Here is a 4,209-nt window from a genome sequence, read left to right as displayed (position 1 = left end):
TCAGCAATACCTAAAAAACAATGGTACTCTACAACATTATTTTATAGGGTTTAATGCCTTAAATACTGCCGAGCAAAATATGTTTCAGTCTTTTTTGGAAGCTGGAAACACCTCCATATATTGGGACATTGATAAAAAATTTTTAGAAGAAACAGATCATGATGCAGGCTTATTCCTCAGAAAATACAAAAACACATGGCCTTACTACAAGACCCATGAATTTGAGTATATATCTGAGTATTATAAGGGGGAGAAAAATATTGATATCATCGGTACCCCAAAAAATGTTGGACAGGCTAAATACATCGGACATATTTTAGAGAACAAGCAACTTCGGGCTGCTAAAACTGCCATTGTATTATCCAATGAAAGTCTTTTAACTCCTCTTTTAAGCAGTCTTCCTGATTCCATAGACATAGCGAACGTCACAAGTGGTTTCCCTCTTGCTTTGACTCCAGTGGGCTCCTTTTTTGAAACCTTACTGGAGGTATGGGAAAACAAATCAGAAGGATCTTGGTACTACAAAGATCTTATTGCCGTGCTTACCAATCCAGTTACTCAAATGTTTCTAAATCATAGAAGCAAGGAGATTGAAGCCCTTTTAAATATCATCACAAAGGAAAATGAAGTGTATGTTACAGATATCCAACTTGCCTCTTTTACAGAATTAAAACTTCTTTTTCCAAGAGATAAAAATCTTTTAATTTCACAAGCAATCGATAGCTGCTTAGAAATTTTGATCCAGCTTAGGGATCGGTATAAGCAGCAAAAAAATGTCTTGTTTCTGGAATACCTCTTCGGATGTTATCAAGTATTTAATCAACTTCAGCAATTCAATAATACTTACGGTAGTATTACTGATATAAGGTCGCTTCGAAAAGTATACTCAGCTACAATCCAACTACAGACCGTTGACTTTAAAGGAGAACCTGTACAAGGTCTTCAGATCATGGGAATGTTAGAGAGTCGTAACCTTGATTTTCAAAACGTAATCATTTCATCGGTTAATGAAGGCGTATTACCAGCAGGCAAAACTCACAATTCCTTCATCCCGCTAGATTTAAAGGTGGCCTTTGGGCTTCCAACTTTTAAGGAAAAGGATGCGATATATTCCTATCACTTCTATAGACTCTTACAACGTGCTAAAAACATATATATAATATACAACACAGAACCCAATTCATTGGAAGGTGGAGAAAAAAGCAGACTGATACACCAACTTACCATGTTGCCACAGCCCAATCACCATATTGTAGAAAAGGTTGCTACGGCTAAAATTGTAAATAAAAAAAACGAGCTACTAAGTATCAAGAAGGATTCAACACTTTTACAAGCGATTAAAAATGTAGCACAAAAAGGCTTTTCTCCAACATCATTAACCACCTATATTCGAAATCCCCTAGATTTTTACAGCCGTTCCATTCTTGGAATAAGGGAAGTAGAAGAGGTCGAAGAGACCATTGCTGCCAATACATTGGGTACCATTGTCCATGACACCTTAGAGTTTTTCTACAAACCGCTAGAAGGGCAGTTGTTAACTTTAGAGCACCTCCAAAAAATGCGATCTCAAGTGGATGAAAAGATCCAAGACTTCTTTTCGCAAACTTATACAAGTGTTGATAAACTTTATGGAAAAAATCTGATCTCCTATCATGTTGCCAAACGCTATGTTGAGAATTTCCTTAGGTTTGAAGAAAACCGATTAAAGCAGGGTAAAAAAATTCAGATAGTTCAAATTGAACAAGATATAAAAGCTGAAATTCCAGTGTCTTCATTGGATTTTAAAGTGTATTTAAAAGGAAAAGTAGACCGAGTTGAAATGGTAGATGGTCGTCTACAAATTATCGACTACAAGACTGGCAAAACAGAAACGAAAAATGTCGAGATCATCGGATGGGAAGATCTCATTGAGGATGCCACTTATAACAAAGCCTTCCAGATTCTGTGTTATGCTCTATTGATCCACAAGCAAAATGGATTAAATTCCTTTACTGCCGGTATTATTTCATTTAAAAACCTTCAATTAGGAGTACTTTCCTTTGCTGTAAAGGACAAAAAAGGGAGAGGAGCCATAAAAGAACACCTTATCGATCAAGAGGTCTTAGCCTTATTTTCCCAAGCCTTAGAAAAACTCATTCTTAAAATATTTGATCCGAACCAAACACTACAAGAAAAAGAATTAGAACAATATGCATAATTTAAAAAACCAGATCCTACAAGGCAATCATCAAAGACCAATTTTATTTGATATCTACTTTGAAAAACCGAAAACAGATAGAAAAGCCCCATTAGTTATTTTCTGTCATGGGTATAAAGGCTTTAAAGATTGGGGATATTGGGATATTGTTGCTCGATCCTTTGCCAATAGGGGTGTTTGTTTTATAAAATTTAATTTTTCTCACAATGGTGGTACAGTTGATCAACCTATTGATTTCCCTGATTTAGAGGCCTTTGCTTTAAATAATTTTTCTATTGAACTGGATGATTTAAAGGTAATGATGGATCACTGCTGCAGTAATAATTTCGTTTACCACGAGCATATAGATCCGAAAAAACTAACCCTTATTGGTCATTCAAGAGGGGGCGGAATCGTCTATATCAAAGCATCCGAAGATGATAGGGTAGAGAAGGTAATTAGCTGGGCAAGTGTCAGTGATTTTGAATCGCGTTTTTCCGATGAAAAATCTAGAGCCTATTGGAAAGAAAACGGAGTCGTATATGTGGAGAACAGCAGAACCAAACAACAGTTACCTCATTATTATCAATTTTACGAAGATTTTATAAAAAACAAACAGCGCTTTACCATTAAAGATGCAGTAGAAAAGTTGACCATACCGAATTTGGTGGTTCATGGAACAGATGATCCAACCGTAAATATTAAGGAGGGAAGGAAATTATATAATTGGAGCCCAAGAGGCGAGTTTTTAGAGATAGCAAGTGGCGATCATGTCTTTGGAGGAAAACATCCCTGGGAAAATAAAAAGCTCCCACAACAAATGGAGCAAGTCGTGGAAGCCTCGATAGCTTTTGTTTTAAAATAAATTATACTTTTTATTTTTTGTCCGGACGTAATGGACGTACCTCTATTTTACTCGGGAGTGTCCTTGGGTTTATTTTTAATAAATTTACCACAAGATCTCCGATATCTTCCGGCTGAATTTTCCAAGCATCTGAATCACTTGGTTGGTGATCATTAAAATGAGATGACACCGAACCAGGCATAATGGTCGAAACTTTGATATCGTATTTACGCAAGTCAATCATGGCGGCTTGAGTAAAGCCAACGACTCCAAATTTTGAAGCATTATAACCAGCTCCGTTTGCAAAGAAATTGGTTCCAGCCAAACTCGCTAGGGTAATATAATACCCTTTGGAGTCTTTTAACGCTTCTACAGACGCCTTTAAGCTATGATAGGCACCATTTAGATTCGTGTCAATCATCTGCTTCCACTTGTCAACCTCAAGCTCATCTATGGGCGCAAAATGACCCACTCCAGCATTTGCAAGGACAAGGTCTAAATGACCCCACTTTTCAATGATTTGCTTCACCGCCTTGATTTCATCTTCTAATACGGCAACATTCGATGCCAATCCAATTACATTATCAGAACTACCAAGGCTGGCAGCTGCTTGTTGGGCAGTTTTAGCGTAACGACCACTTATGGCCACTTTCATTCCTTGGTTCATTAATACTTTGGCTACACCGTAACCTATTCCTTTAGTGCCCCCGGTGATATAGGCCACTTTACCTTTTAAATCCATAAAAATTCTTTTTCATAAAGGTAAAACATAATAAGCATCAATGGAAATAAGCGATGTTATTGTTTCACTAAAAAATAGCATGTACCTTCACAAAGTAATGCAAGTTATTTTTTAAACAGAAGAACCAATGCTTCGGCTGAATCTTTCAACGCTAAAATAAAAGCTTTTAGAGCGCAGTTCAGAGGGGTAAAAAACTTAGAATTCTTCCTTTTTAGATTAACTACAATTTTTGCATAAACACAACTTTTGGGAATGATCCCAAGTTAATCCAACGCAATTGTCATTTCAAACTGACAAAGTTTAAACATGAAAAAATCCTTGCAAATTATTGATTTACAAGGATCTTTCTGTGGAGCATAACGGAGTCGAACCGATGACCTCTACACTGCCAGTGTAGCGCTCTAGCCAGCTGAGCTAATGCCCCAATACGCTTTTTTATTTGCAAAA

General features: G+C 36.8%; 3 protein-coding genes, 1 tRNA gene and 1 pseudogene. 3 read left to right on the top strand and 2 right to left on the bottom strand.

Annotated elements, in window-relative coordinates:
- A partial coding sequence (locus VKY50_RS00540) for a PD-(D/E)XK nuclease family protein (RefSeq protein ID WP_324297757.1) occupies positions 1-2,197 on the top strand: 2,197 nt, incomplete at its 5' end.
- Positions 2,190-3,041, top strand: a complete 852-nt coding sequence (locus VKY50_RS00535; RefSeq protein WP_324297753.1) for an alpha/beta hydrolase family protein — start codon at positions 2,190-2,192, stop codon at positions 3,039-3,041. The genes VKY50_RS00540 and VKY50_RS00535, both read left to right, overlap by 8 nt.
- Positions 3,042-3,051: 10 nt before the next feature.
- Here VKY50_RS00535 and VKY50_RS00530 read toward each other — a convergent pair whose 3' ends face one another.
- Positions 3,052-3,762, bottom strand: a complete 711-nt coding sequence (locus VKY50_RS00530; RefSeq protein ID WP_324297751.1) for an SDR family oxidoreductase — start codon at positions 3,760-3,762, stop codon at positions 3,052-3,054.
- Positions 3,763-3,876: 114 nt separating this feature from the next.
- Between VKY50_RS00530 and VKY50_RS00525 the strand changes: the two are divergent.
- Positions 3,877-3,999, top strand: a pseudogene (locus VKY50_RS00525) (transposase); the annotation flags it as partial.
- A 113-nt stretch (positions 4,000-4,112) separates the two neighbouring features.
- On the opposite strand, the gene VKY50_RS00520 reads toward VKY50_RS00525, so the two are convergent.
- Positions 4,113-4,186: transfer RNA gene (locus VKY50_RS00520), tRNA-Ala, on the bottom strand.
- Between the last annotated feature and the right edge of the window lie 23 nt (positions 4,187-4,209).

It is taken from the genome of Galbibacter sp., assembly GCF_035306585.1.
Lineage (GTDB): Bacteria > Bacteroidota > Bacteroidia > Flavobacteriales > Flavobacteriaceae > Galbibacter.
This window is presented reverse-complemented; position numbering and strand designations above follow the sequence as displayed.

Bases quoted from the DNA above. Each gene is read 5' to 3' on its own strand.
- VKY50_RS00535 (WP_324297753.1), top strand. From the start codon at position 2,190: ATGCATAATTTAAAAAACCAGATCCTACAAGGCAATCATCAAAGACCA.
- VKY50_RS00530 (WP_324297751.1), bottom strand. From the start codon at position 3,762: ATGGATTTAAAAGGTAAAGTGGCCTATATCACCGGGGGCACTAAAGGA.